This window comes from Chroococcidiopsis cubana SAG 39.79 (assembly GCF_003991895.1).
GTDB classification, from domain to species: Bacteria; Cyanobacteriota; Cyanobacteriia; order Cyanobacteriales; family Chroococcidiopsidaceae; genus Chroococcidiopsis; species Chroococcidiopsis thermalis.
The window spans coordinates 1-641 of sequence record NZ_RSCK01000286.1 but is presented as its reverse complement, the minus strand read 5'-3'; the positions used below and the strand labels follow the sequence as shown (position 1 = coordinate 641).

Annotated in this window: 1 protein-coding gene; it reads left to right on the top strand. The window is 53.2% G+C overall.

Annotation, left to right across the window (positions count from 1 at the left end):
* The coding region (locus tag DSM107010_RS37935) for a winged helix-turn-helix domain-containing protein (protein WP_479684200.1) at positions 1-641 on the top strand (641 nt) is incomplete at both ends.

The window sequence follows — 641 nt, the reverse complement described above, 5'->3', positions numbered from 1 at the left end:
CGCTCGCTCGATGGGACGGAGACTTTAGCACAGCTAGAACACCGCAACCTATTTGTTGTGCCGCTGGACGACAATCGGCAGTGGTATCGCTATCACCACCTGTTTCGCCAACTGCTCTTGGATCGCTTGCAGCGAACCGAATCGGAGCAAATATTTGAGTATCATCGTCGGGCGCGAGAGTGGTACGAACATCATGGATTTGTCACCGAAGCAATTAGTCACGCGATCGTCGCTGGCGATTTCCCCCAAGCAGCAGACTCGATCGAGCAAGAGGCTCAACTGACCAATCCACGGGTTGAGCCTGCCAGGTTGCTAACATTTCTAAAGGCAATGCCCGACGGTCTCATTTGGACGCGCCCTTGGTTGTTGCTATCTTATGCCTGGGCGCTCTACTCTACAGCTCAATTTCCTGCCGCAGTGCAGGCGGTTCAATCGCTGGAATCCCTGCTGCAACAACAAACACCATCGGCGAACACCAAAAAGTTATGGGAGCTGGTGACTGCGATTAAAGGCATACAAGCGCGTCAACAAGGAGCAACGGCTGAATCAGTGACGCTGATGGAACGAGCCTTGCAGCAGTTGCCTCAAGACGATTCTTGGCTGCGGGCAGTCATTCTACTCAATCTCGGCGTGACTTACTT